The 19,948-nt window shown below is 68.1% G+C and carries 17 protein-coding genes; 9 read left to right on the top strand and 8 right to left on the bottom strand.

Going from position 1 to position 19,948, the window contains the following annotated elements; all coding sequences use genetic code 11:
• Positions 1-2 precede the first annotated feature (2 nt).
• Complete coding sequence (locus tag EV646_RS02880; protein WP_132143579.1) at positions 3-1,283, top strand: lysine N(6)-hydroxylase/L-ornithine N(5)-oxygenase family protein; 1,281 nt, start codon at positions 3-5, stop codon at positions 1,281-1,283.
• The gene (locus EV646_RS02875) at positions 1,280-2,974 is read left to right on the top strand and encodes an IucA/IucC family protein (RefSeq protein ID WP_132143577.1); all 1,695 of its coding nucleotides are present in this window, start codon (positions 1,280-1,282) and stop codon (positions 2,972-2,974) included. The genes EV646_RS02880 and EV646_RS02875 overlap by 4 nt, the downstream gene beginning before the upstream one ends.
• Here the strand turns inward: EV646_RS02875 and EV646_RS02870 are convergent.
• Entirely contained in the window at positions 2,971-4,359 is a 1,389-nt protein-coding gene (locus EV646_RS02870) for an amidase (RefSeq protein WP_158290891.1), read from the bottom strand. The genes EV646_RS02875 and EV646_RS02870 overlap by 4 nt on opposite strands.
• Positions 4,360-4,424: 65 nt before the next feature.
• Positions 4,425-4,580, bottom strand: coding sequence for a hypothetical protein (locus tag EV646_RS38750; RefSeq protein ID WP_158290890.1), 156 nt, complete (start codon positions 4,578-4,580; stop codon positions 4,425-4,427).
• Between the two features lie 485 nt (positions 4,581-5,065).
• On the opposite strand from EV646_RS38750, the gene EV646_RS02865 reads away from it, so the two are divergent.
• Positions 5,066-5,923, top strand: coding sequence for a Mom family adenine methylcarbamoylation protein (locus EV646_RS02865; protein ID WP_132143573.1), 858 nt, complete (start codon positions 5,066-5,068; stop codon positions 5,921-5,923).
• Here EV646_RS02865 and EV646_RS02860 read toward each other — a convergent pair.
• Positions 5,898-7,454 (bottom strand): carbohydrate kinase family protein, encoded by a 1,557-nt coding sequence (locus EV646_RS02860; protein ID WP_132143571.1) that lies wholly within the window; start codon positions 7,452-7,454, stop codon positions 5,898-5,900. The two genes, EV646_RS02865 and EV646_RS02860, sit on opposite strands and share 26 nt — an antisense overlap.
• 66 nt (positions 7,455-7,520) lie before the next feature.
• Positions 7,521-9,461 carry an SCO7613 C-terminal domain-containing membrane protein gene (locus EV646_RS02855; protein ID WP_241995177.1) on the bottom strand — a complete coding sequence of 647 codons (1,941 nt, stop codon included), beginning with the start codon at positions 9,459-9,461 and terminating at the stop codon, positions 7,521-7,523.
• 290 nt (positions 9,462-9,751) lie between these two features.
• Between EV646_RS02855 and EV646_RS02850 the strand changes: the two genes are divergently transcribed.
• Positions 9,752-10,417, top strand: a complete 666-nt coding sequence (locus EV646_RS02850; RefSeq protein ID WP_132143569.1) for a class I SAM-dependent methyltransferase — start codon at positions 9,752-9,754, stop codon at positions 10,415-10,417.
• 131 nt (positions 10,418-10,548) lie between these two features.
• Complete coding sequence (locus EV646_RS02845) at positions 10,549-10,971, top strand: DUF805 domain-containing protein (RefSeq protein WP_132143567.1); 423 nt, start codon at positions 10,549-10,551, stop codon at positions 10,969-10,971.
• A gap of 50 nt (positions 10,972-11,021) precedes the next feature.
• On the opposite strand, the gene EV646_RS02840 is transcribed toward EV646_RS02845, so the two are convergent.
• Both EV646_RS02840 and EV646_RS02835 read right to left on the bottom strand, forming a co-directional pair.
• Positions 11,022-12,431, bottom strand: a complete 1,410-nt coding sequence (locus EV646_RS02840) for a TldD/PmbA family protein (protein ID WP_132143565.1) — start codon at positions 12,429-12,431, stop codon at positions 11,022-11,024.
• Entirely contained in the window at positions 12,428-13,945 is a 1,518-nt protein-coding gene (locus tag EV646_RS02835; RefSeq protein WP_241995176.1) for a TldD/PmbA family protein, read from the bottom strand. Before EV646_RS02835 ends, EV646_RS02840 begins: the two co-directional genes overlap by 4 nt.
• Before the next feature lie 117 nt (positions 13,946-14,062).
• Between EV646_RS02835 and EV646_RS02830 the strand changes: the two genes are divergently transcribed.
• From EV646_RS02830 to EV646_RS39800, 4 genes are all read left to right on the top strand, one after another.
• Positions 14,063-14,572, top strand: a complete 510-nt coding sequence (locus EV646_RS02830; RefSeq protein WP_241995175.1) for an RNA polymerase sigma factor — start codon at positions 14,063-14,065, stop codon at positions 14,570-14,572.
• A complete protein-coding gene (locus EV646_RS02825) occupies positions 14,569-15,243 on the top strand; it encodes a hypothetical protein (protein WP_132143561.1) in 675 nt (224 codons plus the stop codon). The genes EV646_RS02830 and EV646_RS02825 overlap by 4 nt, the downstream gene beginning before the upstream one ends.
• 44 nt (positions 15,244-15,287) lie before the next feature.
• Positions 15,288-15,908 carry a hypothetical protein gene (locus tag EV646_RS02820; protein ID WP_132143559.1) on the top strand — a complete coding sequence of 207 codons (621 nt, stop codon included), beginning with the start codon at positions 15,288-15,290 and terminating at the stop codon, positions 15,906-15,908.
• A gap of 122 nt (positions 15,909-16,030) precedes the next feature.
• Entirely contained in the window at positions 16,031-18,241 is a 2,211-nt protein-coding gene (locus EV646_RS39800) for an HNH endonuclease signature motif containing protein (RefSeq protein WP_132143557.1), read from the top strand.
• Positions 18,242-18,571: 330 nt separating this feature from the next.
• Here EV646_RS39800 and EV646_RS02810 read toward each other — a convergent pair whose 3' ends face one another.
• On the bottom strand, positions 18,572-19,306 hold the full coding sequence (locus EV646_RS02810; RefSeq protein ID WP_132143555.1) for a nucleotidyltransferase domain-containing protein: 735 nt from the start codon (positions 19,304-19,306) through the stop codon (positions 18,572-18,574).
• A 43-nt stretch (positions 19,307-19,349) separates the two neighbouring features.
• The gene (locus EV646_RS02805; protein ID WP_199236757.1) at positions 19,350-19,622 is read right to left on the bottom strand and encodes a cupin domain-containing protein; all 273 of its coding nucleotides are present in this window, start codon (positions 19,620-19,622) and stop codon (positions 19,350-19,352) included.
• Positions 19,623-19,948: the final 326 nt, after the last annotated feature.

Here is a 19,948-nt window from a genome sequence, read left to right as displayed (position 1 = left end):
ACATGTATGACGTGATCGCGATCGGCTGCGGGCCCTTCAACCTCGGGCTCGCCGCACTGGCCGACGGGGTGGACGACGTGCGCCTGGCGGTGCTGGACAGCCGCCCGGAGTTCACCTGGCACCGCGGGCTGATGTTCGACGACGCGATGCTGCAGGTGTCGTTCCTCGCCGACCTGGTCAGCCTGGTCGAGCCGGCCCACCCGCTGTCTTTCCTGTCCTATCTGCGCGACAACGACCGGCTCTACCAGTTCTACGTCCGGGAGAAGTTCCACCCGACCCGACGCGAGTACGAGGCCTATCTGCGGTGGTGCGCGGCGCAGCTGGACTCCTTGCACTTCGGTCACCACGTCCGGGACGTGTCGTGGCAAGACGACGCCTTCACACTGACCGTGGAGCGCGGTGACTCCATCGAGACGTTTGAAGCGAGGCATCTGGTGGTCGGCGTCGGCACCGAGCCGTCTGTGCCCGCAGCGCTCGCCGGACTCCCCGAGGAGCGCTTCCTGCACTCTGCCGACTACCTGTTCCGTCGCGACGACCTGCTCCAGACGGGCCGAGTGACAGTTGTGGGCTCGGGTCAGTCCGGTGCTGAGTGCGCGCTAGACCTGCTGCGGGCCAACGCAGCCGGCGGACCCGCAGTGTCCTGGCTGACCCGTACGCCGTCCTTCGCACCGCTGGACTACTCGAAGCTGGTGCTCGAGATGACGACACCGTCGTACGTCGACTACTTCCACACGCTGGACGAGTCGACGCGCGACAAGCTGGTCAAGGAGCAGTGGCGGCACTACAAGGGCATCTCGTCGGACACACTCGACGACATCCACGACGTGCTCTACCAGCGGGATTTCAGCGCCGTGCCGATCGCACCGGTCGAGCTGCAGTGTGGCGTGGCCGTGGTGTCGGCTGTTACTCGAGCAGACGGCATCGAGATGACGCTGCAGCACACCGACAGCGGCAAAACCTTCCAGCACGTGACAGAGGCGGTCGTGGCCGCGACCGGCTACCGCAACCGTCGACTGCCTTTCATGACCTCGCTGGAAGACTCAGTACGGCGTGACGCCGCAGGGCGCTGGGTGATCAACAGAGACCACAGTGTCGAGACGGACGACGCACTGGCCGGTCGGCTGTTCGTGTCCAACGCGGATCTGCACAGCCACGGCGTCGCGGCGCCTGACCTCGGCATCGGGGCGATCCGGAACGCAACGATCCTCAACGCCGTCGCTGGACGTGAGGTGTTCCGGTTGCCCAAGTCCACTGCCTTCACCAGCTTCAGCATTCCCGCATGACTGTCTGGACCCGCTGTTCGTCAGAGCTGCTGGCGAAGCTGATCTCCCAGTTCTGCACGGAGAACCTGCTGCAGCCAGTCGACAACCGCCTGGACCTCGGCCACGTCTCGTACACCTTCTCCGCCACCCGCGGCGCGTTCGGCAGCTGGCGGGTCGCTCCTGACTCAGTACGTCGTACCACCGCCGGCATCTTGGGCAACGACGAGAGTGAGATCGCTACCGACCCAGTGCAGTTCCTCGTCGACGCGGCCGTCGTACTGGGGATCGACGGGTCCACGGTGGCCGGGTACGTCGCAGAACTCTCCAGCACGCTGGCTGCCGACGTACGGATGGCTACTACTGCTGTTGACCAGTCCGAGCTGTTGGACCTGCACCACAGCCGGTTGGAGGGTCATCTGACCGGCCATCCGTTGCTGGTGGCCAACAAGGGGCGACTGGGCTTCTCGGCGGAAGACAGTGCGCGCTATGCCCCAGAGGCTCGTACTCCGTTGCGGTTGGTGTGGCTCGCCGTACGACGTGGGCTGGCGGAGTTCCGGGGTACGCCGGACCTGTCTGAGCATGCTGTGGTCGCACGTGAGTTGGGGCATGACGCCTTCAAGGCTGAACTAGACGACTACGTGTGGCTGCCATGTCACCCGTGGCAGCTGGACCACGTCGTACGGACGCAGTGGGCGCGTGAGCTGGCTAGCGGCGAGATCGTCGTACTCGGAGAGGGCCCGGACGAGTACCTGCCGACGCAGTCGATCCGGACGATGGTGAACATCTCGCAGCCGCAGCGGTACCAGGTGAAGCTGCCGCTGAAGATCCTCAACACCTCGGTGTACCGCGGCATCCCGACGCACTGCACGCTGGCGGCGCCGATGATCACCCAGTGGTTGCGTGGCCTCTGGCAACGCGACGAAGTCCTCAGGTGCACCGAGCTGCTCGGTGAGGTCGCGTCTGTGACTGTCCGCCACCCGCAACTGTCCGCAGCTGGCATCCCGTACCAGTGGACGGAGACGCTCGGCTGCATCTGGCGTGATCCGCTCGACCCCCGGCTGCAGCCCAACGAGTCCGCTTGGCCGCTGGCCGCCGTACTGCATGTCACTCCGAGCGGACCGCTCGTCGAAGCCTTGATCGCGAAGTCCGGTGCGGACGCTCGGGCGTGGGTGGCGCAGCTGCTGTCCGTCCTGCTCAAGCCGCTGCTCCATCTGATGCACCACTACGGCATCACCGTCAATCCGCACGGCGAGAACCTGGCGGTGATTTGCGGACCCGAAGGGCTGCCGGCGCGGCTCGTGATCAAGGACCTGGTCGACGACATCAACGTCTCCACCGATCCGGTCGTTGCCCGCGGCATCGAACCCGACTCGCACGACCGCGTGCTACCCCGCAAGCCCTGGCACATCCTCCGCCAGTACCTGGTCGACGCCCTGCTGCTCGGCGTCCTCAACCCACTGTCCGATCTACTGGCTGATGCCGGTCTGCTCTCCGGAAAAGAGTTCTGGGACATGGTCCGCGGCGAGGTCGTGCTCTATACCGACCAACATCCCGAGTACGCCGACCGCCTGGCCGCGACCGGCCTCCTCGACGAAACCTTCGCCCGCTACCCCCTCAACGGCTACCGCCTGACGCTCGGGTACGCCGACCTCGACACCCGCCCGCCGATTCCGGCCACCGGCCGCATCCCGAACCCACTGCACAGGCCTTAGACAGGCGGGCCGTGTCGCCAGAGTTGCAGTTCCTCGTCGATCAGGATGGCGAGGCCGAGGAGCTCCGCTTCGCGTTCGGGGAGTCCTGCCAGCGACAGGCCCACCGGTAGGCCGCGCTCGTCGAACCCGGCGGGCACACTGAGCGCTGGGAAGTCGGCGATCGACCAGGGGACCGAGAGCCGGATCCGTGGTCCTTTCGGCGGTCCGGCGGGATCGATGAGCGGAGGGGCCGCATCGATTGTCGGGTGGGCGATCGCGTCCAGGCGGTGCGTGGTGAGGATGCTGCGCCAGTCCTGCGTCCAGAGCTGCCGGAGGCGGAGGGCTTCGTCGTACCGCTGCTTGCTGATTTGTTCGCCTTTGCGGACGCGTTCGCGCACCTGCGGCGTGTAGAGGTGGCTGTGCGGGACCAGCGGGTCGTGGATCTGGTGCGCCTCGGTCTCGTTGATGGTGTCGAAGACGCCGGTGGACTTCTCCAGGACCACCTTCGCGTTCGGCGGGGTGTCGATCTCGACCAGTTGCGCGCCCCGCGCGACCAGTAGTCCGAGCGCCTCCCGGCAGACGACCGCGATTCGCTCGTCCACGTGCTTCCAGGACATATCGATCGGCAGGCCGATGCGGACCCCGGCGAGATCGCGCGGCGGTTCGAGTGGGTACGACGGACATGGCTCGTCACGCGTCGCCTGGTCACGGGGGTCACGTCCGGCCAGCACTCGCATCAGGATGGAGATGTCGAGCATCCGGCGTGCCATCGGCCCGGCGACGTCGAACGAAGGGCTCAGCGGGATCACGCCGTACCGGGAGATGCGGCCGTGGGCGCTGCGAAGAGTGCTTACCCCGCAGGCCGCGGCCGGGATGCGCAGCGAACCACCGGTGTCGGTCCCGGTCGCGATCGGCGCCATGCGTGCGGCCAGCGCGGCTGCGGATCCGCCCGACGATCCACCGGGAGTACGGCGTACGTCCCAAGGGTTGGCTGTCGGCGCGGACGCCGTACCGTAGGCGAACTCGTGCGTGGTGGTCTTGCCGAGCAGGCCCGCTCCGGCGGCAGCGAGACGCTCCCAGACGGCGGCGTCCTCGGCCGGGACGTAGGTGGCGAGGACCTGGCTTCCTGCGGTGGTGAGCACTCCTTTGGTGAGGAAGAGATCCTTGACCGCGACCGGTACGCCGGCCAGTGGTCCACACGGCTCACCTTTCGCCCGGGCCTCGTCGGCGCGCTGCGCGGCGGCGAGTGCAAGTCCGGGAGTGCGGGTGACGAAGGCCCGAATCGCGGCCTCGGCGAGGTCGATCCGGCGCAGGCAATCCTCGACGAGTTCGCGCGCGGAGAGTTTGCGCTGCTCCAGTAATGGGAGCACCTCGGTCAGGCTGAGATCCGCGGCGGAGTCACTCACGTCTGCGAGCCTACGAAAAATACCCGCCCGGGACAGTCCCGGGCGGGGCGTCGTGCGATGGGACGTCAGCGGCCCATGGCGGTTGCGACGTTGTAGAGGCCGAAGCAGAAGACCATGACCACTCCGAAGAGCAGAATGAACAGAATCTGTTTCCAGAAGGAGATCAGGAGTATCGCGCTGGCCAGGACGACGATTGTCGCGACGAATTCGTTGGGAGGCATGGCGTGTCCTCTTTTCCTTCGGTTCACTTCCCTTGGGCTACTTGTCTTTTGCCGCTGCTGGGTTAGAGTGAGGCGGCTGATCGGCGGTGGTGGTTACGCTTTCAGTGAACGCCGCGACAATCGGTTGTCAATCCAGAAAATTTGGCACTGTCTTCTTTGTCCGGACATGATTTTGGCGCATTGCCCCGACCGGGAGGTGAGGATTTGGCAACGGCCGGCGATACGCCGGTAGCTTTTGGCGTACCGTTCGCCGCCAGTTGGCAAACCTGCGCTTGCCAACTGGCAGGAAGGGTGGCAACACGCCGCCAAAACTCGTCTGCTTGGGAAGTTGCGAGGTCGCGGCAACTGTCCGCTAGCATTCTCGGGTGGTAATCACGCCCACCGGTCCGGTGGCTTCCGCGGTCGTCCCACCGCCTCCAGTCCCAGTAGCTCCGAGGTCCCCAGTGCCACCTCAAGCGCCTCGGCTTTCGCTCGATGATTGCCGAATGCATGCACCGGGCTTCGCCGACCTGCTGACCGACGCCGTGCGCAGGCACGGCGTTCCGAGTCGCGCGCTGAGCGTCCGGACCTTGCTTCACTTACCCCGGCTGGCGCGGCCCAACGGAACAGTAAGCCGGACTCAGGTGATCGCCGAACTGAATCGCAACGCGGCCCGGTTACGGCGCGATCAACGCGATATCGAAAGTCTCATTCCGAAAGACAAATTCGATCTCACCGACCTGCGTTTCGTGCGGGTTCCGAGCAGTGACGCGGACCAGATCTTCAGCAATCTGCATTACCTGCGCAGCGCCCGGGCCGGCTCGCTGAACTTCGCCCTGGTGGACCCGGTGAACCTGCTGCCGGTGACGTTGTGCAGCGTTTCGCCGCTGGAATGGATGAAGGTCGGACGGCAACTGCAGACCCAGTTCGACGTACCGATGCAGGCGGTCTGGGACGTGTCCCGGGTGTATTCCTTCGACGTCGCCCCCGTGAATGCGATCTCCTATCTCCTGGCGAAAGTCCGGCAGGTGGTCCGGCGCGAGGTCCCGGGCGTGCAACTGCTCACCACCGCCGTCGATCCGAATCTCGGCTTCACCGGATCCAGCTACCGGGCTGCCAACTGGCAGGAATGGATGTCGATCGAGGCGCGTCCCTACCTGTACGTCGACAGCGTCTACGCCAGCCCGCGCCAACTGCGCACCCGCTTCGGCGGCGCGAATCTGAGTGAGCTCCGCAAGGCCAATCCCGGCGGCCGCTTCGAGCAGAGCCGAGCCAAGTTGCTGGACTCGCTGATCTTCTGCTGCCGTGTCAAGGGTGAAACAGAGCCGGTGCCGGCGGCTAGCCGACGCCGCCTCCGCCGTTGACGGTGAACGGCGAGCGGGCCAGCAATGCGTCGATGCGCTTGCGGTCCGGCATCGAGTTGGTGAGTGGGAAGTCGGCGGTCGCGCAGGACATGGCGGCCGCCGCCCACAGCGCGACCTGACCGGAGAACTTCCCGCCGTTGTCGATCAGCTTGGCCGCCAGCGCCGCGCAGAAGGCGTCGCGGGAGGTCGCCGACTCCTTGTAGATCGAGGGGATGGTCGGAACGCTGATGACCTCGTGGGCGGGGCCTGAATAGACCGTGCAGCCGCCGTTGACCAGCATGCAGAGCGACTCCACCCCGAACGCGAGCAGGTTCCGCGCGACCGGGTCGGGATCGAACGGCATCTGGCCCTGGGACGTGAAATTCCTCAGCTCCCACGGGTGCGCCACCAGGTAGTCGATCCGGGGGAAGGCGTCCCGCGAGATGCGCTCGTCGACGTACGGCTGACCTGGTGTGACGACCACGATCGGCCGGTTGTCCACACCGCGGGGCGCGAGTGCGAGCGTGCGCTGCATCGTCTCCCGCGGCACCTCGAAGGTCACCAGCAACGCGTCGCAGTCGACCAGCTGATCGCGCCGCTCGTCCATGTCCTCCGGCGCCAGATGTACGTCGCTCTGGTTCCGCCAGTTGACCGCGATGCTGTCGCCCAGCTCCTTCTCGAAGACTCCCGTGAACGGCGTACGGCGGCCGCGCACCCGCTTGACCAGGGACGTGTCCACGCCCTCGTCCTCGAGGTACTGCATGATCTCCTCGCCGAACCGGTCGTCGGTGACCGCGGCGATCAGTGACGTCTGCAGCCCGAGCCGCGCGGTCGCGACCGCCTGCGTCAGCGCCTTGCCGCCGGGTGACAGGTCGAAGCCGTAGGCCTCACTCGACGTCTCCGGCGCCGGCAGGTTCTTGATCCGCCACGTCGCGTCCATCACCGCACCGCCGACCACCACGACCCGGCCGGCCGGCGGCGCGGCGGGCTGGGTGGCGGCTGCGGGCGCCGCGTCGAGCATCACGACGGTCTTCGAGCCGACCGAGTAGATCTCGCGGCGGACGAGCTGGTTGGCGAGCTCCCGCAGTACGGCGGGTTCCGTCGTACCGCGGAGGGCCCGGTCGCTCGGGGCCTCGGTCGGCTGGTGACCGACGGCCTCGTGCAACCGGTGCCAGTGGTTGAGCAGCGCTTCCCGTCGGCGGCCGAGGGAGGTGCTGTAGAGGGAGCGGATGACCCGGTCGTCGACGCCGAAGCGGGCGTGCGTATCGGCGTGCAGGCCGAGGGCGAGGATCGCGTCGGCGACGATCTGCTGGGTGCCGTGCAGGTCGTCGCGGACGCAGTTCACGACCAGGTCGAAGGCCGCGGTGGCGACGTCGAGCTCGTGCACGCTCGCGAACCGGCGGGTCGCGGCGAGCTCCATCAGCGGCTCCGCGATCCCGGACCGGCCGGCGTGCAGACGGGCGACGGTGAGACCTTCATGCGTGCGCAGCTTCTCGAGCATATTGGCAAGCACCAGCACGTCGGCTGTCTGCCTGTCGCTGCGGTTGGTCATCCGGCCCCCGAGTCGCGTCGTACTCCTCGAACCAAGTATGCGGACCAGCGGGCCACCGGGGAAACTTCACCGGAGTGCCGACAACCAGCGCGCCGCTTGTTTGGCCTGGGAGAGCCGCCGCTCGTACGTCGCCCCGACCGCCAGCAGGACGGCGCCAGCAGCACCCAGCGTGATCCAGCGCGGGATCAGCGGGGCGACCTCGAGGAACTGCCAGATGCCGACCTTGGCCAGTACGGCGGCGCCCACCACGAACGGTGCCTGCAGCCCGAGCTGAGCGCCGAGTACGACGACCGCCAAGGCCGCGGCCACCACGAAGGTCACCCGGATCCAGCTGTCGTTGCCATCGGCAATCAACGTGGACGGCACCAGGCCGATCAGCAGACCGGGCCCGAGGAAGACCCAGCTCGATTGGTCTCGCCAGGCCAGCACGCCGATGGCGATCATCACGACCGCGGGCGGCACCGTGTACCACTCGATCGCCGTACCGCCGGCCGCCAGCACGAAGGCGGTGTTCGCGATGATCAGGAACAACCCGGCCAGCAGCAGCGCGGGCCGGCGGTCAGGCATCATGCCGTAGGCAACCAGTGGTGCGGCAGCGATGGTGAGGACGACCCCGGTGCCGGTGTCCGCGGACACCATCAGGGCGACGATCTCGGCCAGCAGTACGGCGCTCGCCGCCGACCCGATCAGGATGCGCTCGAGCGGCGCACCGACGTACCGGCACGCCAGCCCGATGCAGCAGGCGCCGACGAGGGCGATGCTGATGGCGCCGGCCCAGAGGCTGATGAAGTCGTCCAGGGTGAAGACGACGATGGCGACCTGTGCGCTCATGCCGGCGACCGCGGCGGCCGGGACCTCGTGGACGGCCTTGCGGAGCGCGGCGAAGATCGCGAGGACGGCGAGGATCGCGGCCATGAAGCCGAGTTGCCGGGCATCCTCCAGCGCCACGCAGACCAAAAGGTTGACCGAGGCAACAGTGATGGCGGCGGCATGCAGGATCGCCGCCGTACGGCGGAAGCGCAGCAGGATCTCGGTGATCGCGAGGGCCGTGGCGACGCCCGTGGTCAGCCAGCGGCCGGGGCCGGGGAGTTGCGGGAGGCAGGTCGCGACCGCGAGGCCAGCCGCGATCGCGCAGACCGCCTCGCCGACGCCGCGGGAGACGGACACCTTCCGCAGCAGCACGATGCCGACCAGGGCAGCGAAGCAAACGACTGCTGCGGTGAAGACGACTGACCTGAGTACCGCGTCAGTGAACACGTCGCCGGTGAGGTCGCGGTAGTCGAAGGAGTACTTCGTCAGCAGACCGGCGAACACGCGCGCCACACCTGCGACGAGGATGCCGCAGAACACGACCGTCGAGGTGATGATGCCGGTACGCCGTACGATCGCGGTGCCCTTGGAAGACAGGAAGACAGTGGCGACGACCTGCGCCAGCAGGGCGAGCAGCAGGACCGGCACGCTGGTCCGGTCGATCAGGACGAGCGGCAGCGGCAACTGACCGGCGATGACCGTGGTGACGCCGTACGTGACGACCTTCGGGGCCAGGCGGGTCATCAGGAGGTTGACCAAGGCAACGGATCCGAAGACGATCGCGCTGTAGGTGAGGCCGTCGATTGCGTTCGGATCGACGAGGCCGAGGGCGCGGGCGCCGTACAGGTCAACTGTGAGGAGACCGCAACCCAGGATGGCAAGGGCTTCGGCGGTGCCGGCGAGCTTGCCGCGGGACGCGGGGATCGAGCCGGCGAAGGCGAGCGCGGCGAGGGTGCCGATGATGCCTGCCTGGACGGGGACAGGGAGGCTGTCCCAGGTCACGGCGAGGAAGGTGACGCCGGCGGCGAGAAGAAGCAGTACGCCGAGGCTCAGCAGAGTGGCCTGCGGGCTCAGGCGACGGTGGTGGGTCGTTTGTTTGACCTGCTTGACCGGTTGCGGTGGTGGCGGCAGCGGGCGCTGGGCGGAGAACACCGGCGTACGTGGGGGAGTGGCGCGGGCTGCGACAGGCTGGGGCACCGGCGGCTGATAGATCGGGGGCGGCGGCGGTGGCTGGTAGACCGGGGGTGTTGGGAAACCGCGAGGTGGAGGCGCCGGGTAGACCGGAGGCATTGCTTCCACGGTGAGTTGCAGCGTGGTGTTGCACGTTGGGCAGGTCACGGTGGCGGTGGGCATCGCTCCTCCTCGGGTTCGAATCAACTATCCCGAGCCGGAACGGGTGCCCGCGTGAGTACGTCTACTCAAATTGTCGCGTAGGCTGCTGCGGTCTGCCGGTCGTCCAGGCCGGCGTGACGAACACGGGGAGCAACATGAGTACTGGGCATGTGGAGCTCGCAAGGGCTCAGCAGGAACGCTGGCAGACCGCGTACGAGCAGCACCCGCACCTGCACGGCACCGAACCGTCCGTGGCGGCCCAATGGGCGGCCGGGGTATTCGGTGCCGCGGGCATCGATGACGTGCTGGAGCTCGGCGCGGGGCAGGGCCGCGACGCGCTGTTCCTGGCCAGGCAGGGATTCAGTGTGCACGCCACCGACATCATCGAGACCGCACTCGACCAACTGCGGCTGGACGCGCAGCGCGAGGGCCTCGACGACCGCCTGACGGCCGCGCTGCACGACGTACGGGATCCGCTGCCGCCGGCCGACGCCACGGTCAACGCGGTCTTCGCGAACCTGTTGCTGAACATGGCATTCTCGCGCGCCGAGCTGCGCTCCCTGGTCGCCGAGATCCGCCGCGTGCTCCGGCCCGGCGGGCTCTTCGTGTACGCCGTCTGGTCATCGGACGACGGCTGTGCCGCCCACTGGCAGGAGCTGGACGACGGGCTGGCCCGCAAGGACGGGTTCGTCGGCCGGTTCTTCGACGAAGCCCTGATCCACGACTTGTCCGACCGGTGGCGGCTCGACGACGCGACGCCGTACGACGAAGGTCCGGAGCCCCGCCGGATGTGGCGGGTCACGCTGGCGCGTTCCGAGTAGGTGAAGTTCACTCTAGCTTCGGCGTGCCAGGTTGCGATGTCGTCACCAAACCGAAAAGTTGCATTGACGAACCCGACCGGTTCCGACAGGCTCTGTCCGCGTCTCACCTTTCGACCATCGGAGAAATCCCAATGCAGTGGTACCTCGACGTCCTCAAGAAGTACACCGTGTTCGACGGGCGGGCACGGCGCAAGGAGTTCTGGATGTTCGCGCTGTTCAGCACGATCATCTCGATCATCCTGAGCATCATCGACCGGATCATCGGCACGGACTTCGGCGGCGCGTCGAGCAGCGGCTGGCTGAGCACGATCTACAGCCTGGCCGTGCTGCTGCCGACGATCGGCGTCGGCATCCGCCGCATGCACGACACGAACCGCAGCGGCTGGTGGATCCTGATCAGCCTCGTTCCTTGCATCGGCTGGATCTGGTACATCGTGCTCGCCGCCCAGGAGGGCACCGCCGGTGACAACAACTACGGTCCCGACCCGAAGGCCGCGGAGCGCTTCGGCCAGCCGGGTGCCGGTCCGGCCGAGCCGGGTTACCCGACCGTCTGATCGTCGTACAGCGCAGAACGCCCCCGCCGATGCGGGGGCGTTCTGCTGTGCTAGCTGGCTTGACTGACGCTCGACATGTTGAAGTCGGGGATGAGCAGTGGCGGGGTCGCCGTACGGGAGAAGTAGTCGCCCCACTCGCGGGAGAACGACGGGACGGTCGCACCGGCCGCGGTGAACCGGCCGAGCAGGTCGACCGGGCTCTCGTTGAAGCGGAAGTTGTTCACGGCACCGGTCACCTCGCCGTTCTCGACCAGGTAGACGCCGTCACGGGTCAGACCGGTCAGCAGCAGCGTCTGCGGATCGACCATCCGGATGTACCACAGGCAGGTGAGCAGCAAGCCGTGCTCGAGCCCGGCGACGAGGTCGTCGGTGCTGCCGCTCGCGCCGTCCACGGACAGCACATAGTTCTCGATGTCGGGCGTCGCCTCCGGTACGCCGATCAGCTCGGCGGTGTGCCGGCTCGTCATCAACGCCTCGAGCTTGCCGCCGCGGATCCAGTCCGTCGCGGTCAGCGTGAGCCCGTTGTCGAACACGCTGGACGACCGGCCCGACGAGCGCGCCACCGCGAACGGAAACGTCTCCAGCCCGGGCAGGTGCGGATCCGACCGGAGGTTGACCGGCTGCTCCGACAGCGTGTCACCGATGCGCGTCCCGCCCGACTTCTTCGAGAAGACGCTGCGTCCCTCGAACGCATCCCGCCCGTCCAGGTTCCAGAAGAGGTACGTCGTCAGGTCCGCAACAGCTGCGGGTGGTAGCACTGTGGCGTGCCGACCGGGGTCGACGGCAACGGTCCGGGTGGCCCAGCCGAGTCGCCGGGTCAGCTCCGCGTCGATCGCGAGGGCGTCGATGTCAGTGAAGTCGCGGGTCGCCGCACCCACCCAGGCCGATTGGCTCAGGTCGCCGGACTTGCCGGTCGCGGTGACGAAGCCGCGTGGCAGCGCCTGACGGAGCCGCAGTCCGGCGGACGAACCGACGTACACCGTGGTGATCTCGTGGTCGGCGAAGCCGTAGAGCCAGCGGTTCTCGTGGCCGGCTCGCTTGAGTGTCTCGCCGAGCGCGGGGGCGAACTTCTCGTAGACGCTGACGGAGGTTTCGTCCGGCTCCTCGTCCCAGCCCGCTCCGGCCGTGCCGTCGACGAGCGGCCGGGCGTCTTCGGCCGGGCTCGACGAGCGGGCGGTCGCGACGGCGGCGGAGACGATCTCGCTGAGGGAGGCGTCGGTGACGGACGACCTGCCGACTATGCCGGCCGCCGTACCCTCGCCGGCTCCGACCGTGGCGATCACGGTGACACTGGAGCCGCGCATCGCGCCGTTGGTGGTGAGGGTGTTGTTGGCCCAGCGGAGGTTCGCGCTGGAGGTCTCGGCGACGATGACGACGCAGCCGTCAGCACCTTCGGCCGAGGCCAGTTCCAGCCCGCGCTCGATCGTGTCCTGCGGGGTGAGCTGAATGGCGGTCGTCACCGGCCGGCCTCCTGCGTGGTGTTGAGGATGCGGACGTTGCGGAAGAGGGCGGACGGGCAGCCGTGGCTGACCGCGCCGGACTGGGCCGGCTGGGCCTTGCCGCAGTTGAGCGCGCCGCCCAGCAGGTACGTCTGCGGGCCGCCGACCGCCTCCATCGAGCCCCAGAAGTCGGTTGTGGTCGCCTGGTACGCGACATCGCGGACCTGGCCGTCGAGCTTGCCGTCGGTGATCTTGTAGAACCGCTGCCCGGTGAACTGGAAGTTGTACCGCTGCATGTCGATCGACCAGGACTTGTCGCCGACGATGTAGATGCCGTTCTTGACCCGGCCGATCAGCTCTTCGGTGGACGGACCGTTGGGGGCCGGCTGCAACGACACGTTGGCCATCCGCTGGATCGGGATGTGGCCCGACGAGTCGGCGTACGCGCAGCCGTTGGAGCGCGGCGTACCGAGCAGGTCCTCGTTCACCTTGGCCATCCGGCGGTCGACCTGGTAGCCGACCAGGATGCCGTCCTTGACCAGGTCCCACTGCTGGCCGGCGACACCCTCGTCGTCGTACCCGACGGTGGACAGGCCGTGCTCGGCGGTGCGGTCGCCGGTGACGTGCATGACGGGCGAGCCGTACTTCAGCGTGCCGAGCTTGTCGGTGGTGGCGAAGCTGGTGCCGGCGTAGTTGGCCTCGTAGCCGAGCGCGCGGTCGAGCTCGGTCGCGTGGCCGATCGACTCGTGGATGGTGAGCCAGAGGTTGGTCGGGTCGATCACCACGTCGTACACCCCGGCCTCGACGCTCGGCGCGGCCATCTTCTCGGCGAGCCAGCCGGGGATCTGGGCGAGCTCCTCGTCCCAGTTCCAGCCGGTGCCGGTCATGTACTCCCAGCCGCGGCCGGCCGGCGGCACGTTGCTGGACATCGAGTCGAACCGGCCGGTCTCGGCGTCGACGGCGTACGCCGTGATGTCCGGGCCGATCCGGACGCGCTGCTGGGTGAAGCTGGTGCCGGCGGAGTTGGCGTAGTACTTGCACTCGTGGACCGAGGCGACATGCACGCTCACGTGCGCCACACCCTCGGCCTTGAGCAGGCGGTCGCTGTAGTCGGTCAGCAGGGCGACCTTCTCGGCGCGCGGGAGGCTGAAGGGGTCGATCTCGTACGACGAGATCCAGGTGACGTCGTCGTACACGGGCTCGTCGGCGAGCTCGATCGTCTCGGCATTGATCGGCCGTGACACCTGAGCCATGTTGACGGCCTGCTCGGCGACCTGGACCGCCTCGTCCTTCGTCAGCGCGACCCCGGCGGCGAAGCCCCAGGTGCCGTTGTGGATGACCCGGACCGCGAGGCCGAGGTCCTCGTCGTCCGTGGCACTCTCCAGCAGGCTGTCGCGTAAGGCGATGGACTCCGACCGGATTCGCTCCAGCCGGAACTCGGCGAACGAGGCACCGAGGTCCTTGGCCCGCTGCAGGGCGGCCTCGGCGAGCTCGTGACGGGGAAGGGCGAGGAAGGACGCATCGACTTCGGGCACGATCCCGACCTTATACACGGGAACCCACCGACCGCGCACGGTGTAGTCACAATAGTTGGAAGTTGACTGGGAGGCGGCGCGATCAGTCAGATCGACGAGGCGGAGATTCTGGCTCGGGTGCGGGGTGGGGAGTCCGCCGCGTACGGCGAGCTGGTGGTGCGGCATGCCTCGGTGGCGAAGCGTACGGCGGTGTTCCTCGGGGCCGGGGCTGACGCGGACGACGTCGTACAGGAATCGTTTGTGAAGGCTTATCGGGCGCTCGGGAGCTTCCGGGCGGGAGCCGCGTTCCGGCCGTGGTTATTGCGGATCGTGGCGAACGAGACGCGGAACGCTATCCGGTCCCGCAGTCGCCGCTCGCGCCGGGAAGAGCTGGCCGCGCCGCTGGACGTCGTACTGGATCCGGCTGAGGAGGCAGTGTCGCTGGAGCGGCGTCGCGAGCTCTTGGCGGCTGTGCGGGCGCTCCCGGAGAGTTTCCGCTTGGTGGTGACGTGTCGCTACCTGTTGGATCTGGATGAGCAGGAGACGGCCGTGGTGCTCGGCTGGCCGCGTGGGACGGTTAAGTCGCGGCTGCACCGCGCTCTGGGACGTCTACGGGACTCACTGCCCGACAAGGAGGTGCAGCGATGAGCTTGGACGACGAGCTACGGGCTCTCGGCCGTTCTGCCGTCGTACCTCCCGTGGAGGAGGGTCTGACTGCTGCAGTGCTGTCGCGGGTGGCCGGCGTACCTGTGCGTCGTCGGCTGCGAGACAGGTGGCGGGCCTTCGTGGCTGGCTTCCTGGTGCTGCTTTCCGGTGCTGCGCTGACGCCGCCGGTACGGGCGGCTGTGGCGGAGTGGCTGGACATCGGGGGAGTACGGGCGCAACCGGTCACGAGCGCACCGACCAGTGCCGCGGCCGGACCACCGGCTGTGACTGGTCAGCTGTCGTTGGAGGATGCAGAGCGGACTGCTGGGTTCAAGCCGGCTCTGCCTGCTGAGCTGGGTGCGCCCAGTGGTGTCGAGGCATCTATGGCGTTTGTGGCGATCGGCTGGGACGGGGTGCGGCTGGAGCAGTTCCGGGCCGAGGTGTCGCCGCTGTACGTGAAGAAGTACTACTCGAGCCTGGAGTACATCCAGGAGGTCAGCGGCTACTGGTTCGACACCCCGCACGAGCTCGTCCTGGAAGATCCTTCCGGCGCTGAACGCCGCGTGCGGATCGCCGGCCCGACGCTGGTCTGGGTCCGCAACGGCGTGACGTTCCGGCTCGAAGGCATCACCGACAAGGACCGTGCGGTCCGGTTGGCCCGCGGAACCTTCTGACCCTCGGCGGTGTATCTGGGGTAGGTCTCGAGGGAGGGGTTGCCATGTACCGCCGCATCGTTGGGCTCCTGGTTGCTGTACTTGCCGTTGGTTGCGTCGGCGCGCTGCCGGCCGGAGCGGGTGGTCCGACCAGCGTGCTGCTCAGCGCGCCGCCCAAGTTGGTTGCCGTCGGCTACGAGGATCAGCGGTACGCCGATCTGCAGAAGCTGACCGGGATCGAGTCGCTCGACAGACTCGGCAGTGAGCGGCACGACGTCGGCAGGTTCGTCCGCGCCACCTGGCTGATCCACGACATGACGCCGTGGCGGCTCGACTTCATCTACCCGGACGCGCCCGGCGGCCCCTGGATCGCCACCAGCGAAATCACGCCCGGCTCCCCAACACCCGAGCCCACCTGGCATCGGGCCGCCGACCCCGTCCGCCTACTCAAGCTGCTCGATTCGCTAGGCCTCCTCTCCGGCGAGGTAGCTCCAAGCGGCCCCACCAGCCAGCTCCCGCAGACCCCGGCCCCCGAGACCACGCAAGCAGCATCCACAGAAGCCGAGTCGCCCTTCACCGGCTGGCGCTGGACGATCCCCGGCTTCCTCTTCGGTGTGGTGGTCGCGGTGAGCGCGGTCCGGTTCCTCCCGAAGCGACGCGACTGGCAACTCGTCGACGCGGAGTAGCGCGCGGTGCGGCATATCCGTTTTCTCAGGGTCTTTCAGTGTGATGTTTTCCCTTGTGGATAAGGGATTCTGGCGGTTTAGCTACTTGGCAGGCGGCCAATTGGACAGGTAAGATCGAACACATGTTCGAAGGAGATCTGACCTCGCTGTCGACGGCCGACCTGCTCGAGTCCGCCGCCGACCACCGCGCCGCGGCCAACCGGGTCGACGCGCGGCTCCTCGAACACGCCCAGATCTACGCCGACCGCTTCCACCCCGACAACTGCCCGACCCGCCCCGGCCGCAAGTCGTCCGGCGGCCGCGAACGCGCGATCGTGCTCGGCGGCGACGGCTGCCCCGAGATCGCCGAGTTCGCCCCCGCCGAGTTCGCCGTGGTGGTCGGGGTGTCCACCGGCGTCGCGACACGGCTGATCGGCGAGGCCCTCGCACTGCGGCACCGGTTCCCCTTCACCTGGGCCAAGGTGCAAGCCGGTGAGGCGACCCCGTGGAAGGCCCGGCAGATCGCTGTCGCCTGCCTGAAACTGTCCGAAGACGCCGCCCGCTACGTCGACCGGCGCGTCGCCAGCATCGTCGACACCCTCACCCCGTACCGGCTGAACAAGATCATCACCGCCGCCCGGTACCACGCCGACGCCGCAGCCGCACGCGCCGACGCGGAGGAGAAGGCCCGTGAACGCGGCGTCTTCGTCGCCCGCGGCAACGACCACGGCACCACCACCATCTACATCCGCACCTCCACCGGCAACGCGAAGCGCTACGACGCCACCATCGCCGGCATCGCCGAGGCCCTGAAGGTCTTCGGCGACACCCGCGGCCTGAACGCCCGCCGCGCCGAAGCCGTCGGCATCGTCGCCGACCCCCGCTACACCGAAGAACTCCTCCTCCAAGCCCAACACCACCACGCCCAATCCACCGCCGACCCCGACGACGCCAGTGCGGAAGACGGCGACGCCGACCGCGACGCCGACCCCACCACTCCGGACAACAACTCGGCCAAATCCGGGGTTGCCGCGGGCAGCGACTCTGCGGCGACGACCGACCGCACCCACGGCGCCGGCGGACCCAGCCCGGTGCCTCCGGCAACCAACTCCTGCGACTCCGGCGGCGGTCCCCACGGATCCAGTGTTGCCCCGAGCATCGACCCGAGCAGGCACCAGGCGGCCTCCACCCCGAGTGACGGTTCAGGAGTGCGCCTTTCCCCGGAGCCGGCCGAGAGGCCCAGGTCCAGCGACGACGATGCCCTGCTCAATGACTGGGCCAGCGAGTACAGCGAGCCCGGCCCGGACGACGAGGCCGACCGCGATGCACCCCACCCCAGCCAAACCGACCTGCCCGACCCCCTTGACACCCCCAGCCCCATCCCCGAACCCAGGGACCAGGACAGCTCACACACCGACAACGACACCGGACAGCCGATGGACCCGGCCGCATGGCGAGCCCTCCAGGCCCGGCTCGCCCAGATCAAGCACGACGCCCACACCACCCCGCCTGCGGCTCACACCACCAGACACCACCACGGAAACGCCGCCACCACGAACAGCACCCCTACGCCCCCCAGCGGGAAACACCTGCCCTCCGGCGCAACACCCATGCCCTCCGGCGCAACACCCATGCCCTCGGGCAGGACACCTGTGCCGTCCGGCCGAACCGTCATGCCCTCCGGCGAGACACCCAGACTCTCCGGCGGGACACCCATGCCCTCTGACGGAACCGCTGTGCCCTGTCGCGGCACACCCACGCCCACTGACGGGACCGCTGTGCCCTCAAGCACCCGCGGCCCCAGCAGTCGCACGGGTCGTCGCGCGGGTGGTGGACGACTGCAGCCGGGGAAGACCGAGATCTATGTGCACCTCACCGACCACACCCTCGCCACCGGCACCGGCGTCCTGCGCGTCGAGGAACTCGGCCCGCACCTGGCCAGCCAGCTCGCCGAACTCGTCGGCCACGGGCCGTACGTGGTCAAGCCGGTCATCGACCTCAACGAGCCCGCCAGCGTCGACGCCTACGAGATCCCCGACCGGATCCGGGAACGGGTCAAGCTGATCCACCCCGCCGAACAGTTCCCCTACGGCACCGCGGAGACCACCAACACCACCGACCTGGACCACATCCAGCCCTACGATCCGCTCGACCCGACCGAGCAGACCGGTACCACCAACCTCGTACCCCTCACCCGGTACCACCACCGGCTCAAAACCCATGGCCGCTGGAAGGTACGCCGCCTCGACCCCAAAACCCTCGAATGGACCACACCCCACGGCTTCGTCTTCCACGTCGACCCCACCGGGACGCATCGCATCCCCACGCCACAACGAACGCCCGACCCCACCTGAGATCCCGCCCCACTGCTCCGGCCGAGCCGCCACGAGAATCCGATCGGGGTGCACATGTCGAAAGCTTGCGTACGCGATGTTGCACACGAAGCGACGCGCTGGTCCCGCCCCGGACAGCGCGGCCAGAGCAATTCGCCCAGATCACGGCGTGGGCCTTCAGTCCTCGGGGCGACCGGCGGGGTGGGCGCGCGTTCGTGTGTTCATTGTCGGCTCGTGGGTGCTGACCAGCGGCCGGCTCCGGCGGGATCGGCGGTCAGGCTGAAGCCGGCGAAGAGGTGGCGCCGTGTGGGTCCGGGATCTGGTCGGTCTCCTCGAGCAACGGCTGCGCCGTCAGACAGGTTCGGCGGCGAGTTCGAAGCCGGCGAAGAGGCGGCCGCCGTGAAGGTTCAGGATCTGCTCGGTGTGCTCGATCAAGGTGCTGCTGTCTCCAGCGCTTGCTGCCCGGACGCCGGCGGGTAGGTCGTGGGCATGGTTGGTGGCGTGGATTGCGTCGTAGGCGGAGAGCTCGCGGAGGAGGCCCTTGCCGGTGCCGTACCAGCGCCGTACGCCGGTGAGTAGTAGGCGGGCCGCGTCTTGCCAGAGGACGGATGCGATTGCGGTGCGTACGTCGTCGGTCGACGCATCGGCGAGGTCGTCGAGGAGGCAGGTGATCGTGTAGCGGAGCAGGTCGAGCTCAGCCGTGGTGAGTGCGGACGGGCCGGCCTCGACCTCTGCGAGGCAAGCCTGCTGCAGTCGTGCGCCGGAGCCGTCGGTGTCGGTGAGGATGACTGTCTCGCCGACCAGTCGCATCATGGTGGGCTGTCGACGCTGCCGGTCCTTCTCGCAGAAGTGCGCCAGTGACGCCTCTGTGTGAACGAACAGCTCCACCGGCCACCCGCCGTACTCGATTGACCGCCGCATCGGTGCCGGCAGTCCGTCGAGCAGCACGGTGATGTCGAGGTCCGAGGTCGCCGACGCGTCCCCGCGCACCACACTCCCACCAAGCCACGCTGCGAGCGCGCTGGGGAATTGCTCCATCACTAGCCGGCGCGCGACGTCTGCCGCCTGTGCTGTGTCCTGAATCATCATCTCAGTGTCCGGGTGCGTGGCCGTCGGGCTCCACTGAGTTTCAGGTTTGGACAGGGGAGGCGATGACGACGGTGACGTCGGCGGCCGTCTTGGTGGTGCGGTAGGTGTGGGGGGCGTCGCCGGCGAAAGCCAGGAGGTCGCCGGCGGCGAGTTCGCGCGGGTCGTTGGTTGGGCCGGCTGTCAGGCGCCCGGCGGCGACCAGGAGATGTTCGTTGGTGCCGGGGGCGTGGGGGACGCCTTCGACCGAGGTGTTGGGTGGGAGGCGGAGTCGCCAGATCTCCAGGCTGTTGCCACCGCTGATGCGCCGTCCCATGCCCGTCACTCTCGACCGCTGTCACAGCCAGGTCTGCTGCTATCGCCGCATCAACACCCGCTTGGATCCGCTCGGCGGCGCCGGTCAGCTCAACGGGATCGGGTGCGGTGAATTCGATCCGGGCCTGCCCTGGGAAGTGGTTGTTCCCGGCCCACGACCACCCCTCGGCCCGAGCCACCCCGTCCACCACATGCCCGGCGGTGTGCAGAGCCGCATGCAACAGCCGAAGCTCTGCGTCCACCCGCGCGCGGACGATGTCGCCTTCACTCAACTCGCCAGTCGAGCCGTCCAGATACACCAGCCGGTCCTCAACACGCACCGGCCGG

It is taken from the genome of Kribbella antiqua, from assembly GCF_004345665.1.
GTDB classification, from domain to species: domain Bacteria; phylum Actinomycetota; class Actinomycetes; order Propionibacteriales; family Kribbellaceae; genus Kribbella; species Kribbella antiqua.
The sequence above is the reverse complement of the archived record's forward strand: the minus strand, read 5'-3'. Positions and strand labels throughout refer to the sequence as shown.

Excerpts from the sequence above, each read along its gene's own strand:
- EV646_RS02880 (WP_132143579.1), top strand. The coding sequence starts at position 3 with ATGTATGACGTGATCGCGATCGGCTGCGGGCCCTTCAACCTCGGGCTC.
- EV646_RS02875 (WP_132143577.1), top strand. The coding sequence starts at position 1,280 with ATGACTGTCTGGACCCGCTGTTCGTCAGAGCTGCTGGCGAAGCTGATC.
- EV646_RS38750 (WP_158290890.1), bottom strand. The coding sequence starts at position 4,580 with ATGCCTCCCAACGAATTCGTCGCGACAATCGTCGTCCTGGCCAGCGCG.
- EV646_RS02865 (WP_132143573.1), top strand. The coding sequence starts at position 5,066 with ATGCATGCACCGGGCTTCGCCGACCTGCTGACCGACGCCGTGCGCAGG.
- EV646_RS02860 (WP_132143571.1), bottom strand. The coding sequence starts at position 7,454 with ATGACCAACCGCAGCGACAGGCAGACAGCCGACGTGCTGGTGCTTGCC.
- EV646_RS02850 (WP_132143569.1), top strand. The coding sequence starts at position 9,752 with ATGAGTACTGGGCATGTGGAGCTCGCAAGGGCTCAGCAGGAACGCTGG.
- EV646_RS02845 (WP_132143567.1), top strand. The coding sequence starts at position 10,549 with ATGCAGTGGTACCTCGACGTCCTCAAGAAGTACACCGTGTTCGACGGG.
- EV646_RS02825 (WP_132143561.1), top strand. The coding sequence starts at position 14,569 with ATGAGCTTGGACGACGAGCTACGGGCTCTCGGCCGTTCTGCCGTCGTA.
- EV646_RS02820 (WP_132143559.1), top strand. The coding sequence starts at position 15,288 with ATGTACCGCCGCATCGTTGGGCTCCTGGTTGCTGTACTTGCCGTTGGT.
- EV646_RS39800 (WP_132143557.1), top strand. The coding sequence starts at position 16,031 with ATGTTCGAAGGAGATCTGACCTCGCTGTCGACGGCCGACCTGCTCGAG.
- EV646_RS02810 (WP_132143555.1), bottom strand. The coding sequence starts at position 19,306 with ATGATTCAGGACACAGCACAGGCGGCAGACGTCGCGCGCCGGCTAGTG.
- EV646_RS02805 (WP_199236757.1), bottom strand. The coding sequence starts at position 19,622 with ATGGGACGGCGCATCAGCGGTGGCAACAGCCTGGAGATCTGGCGACTC.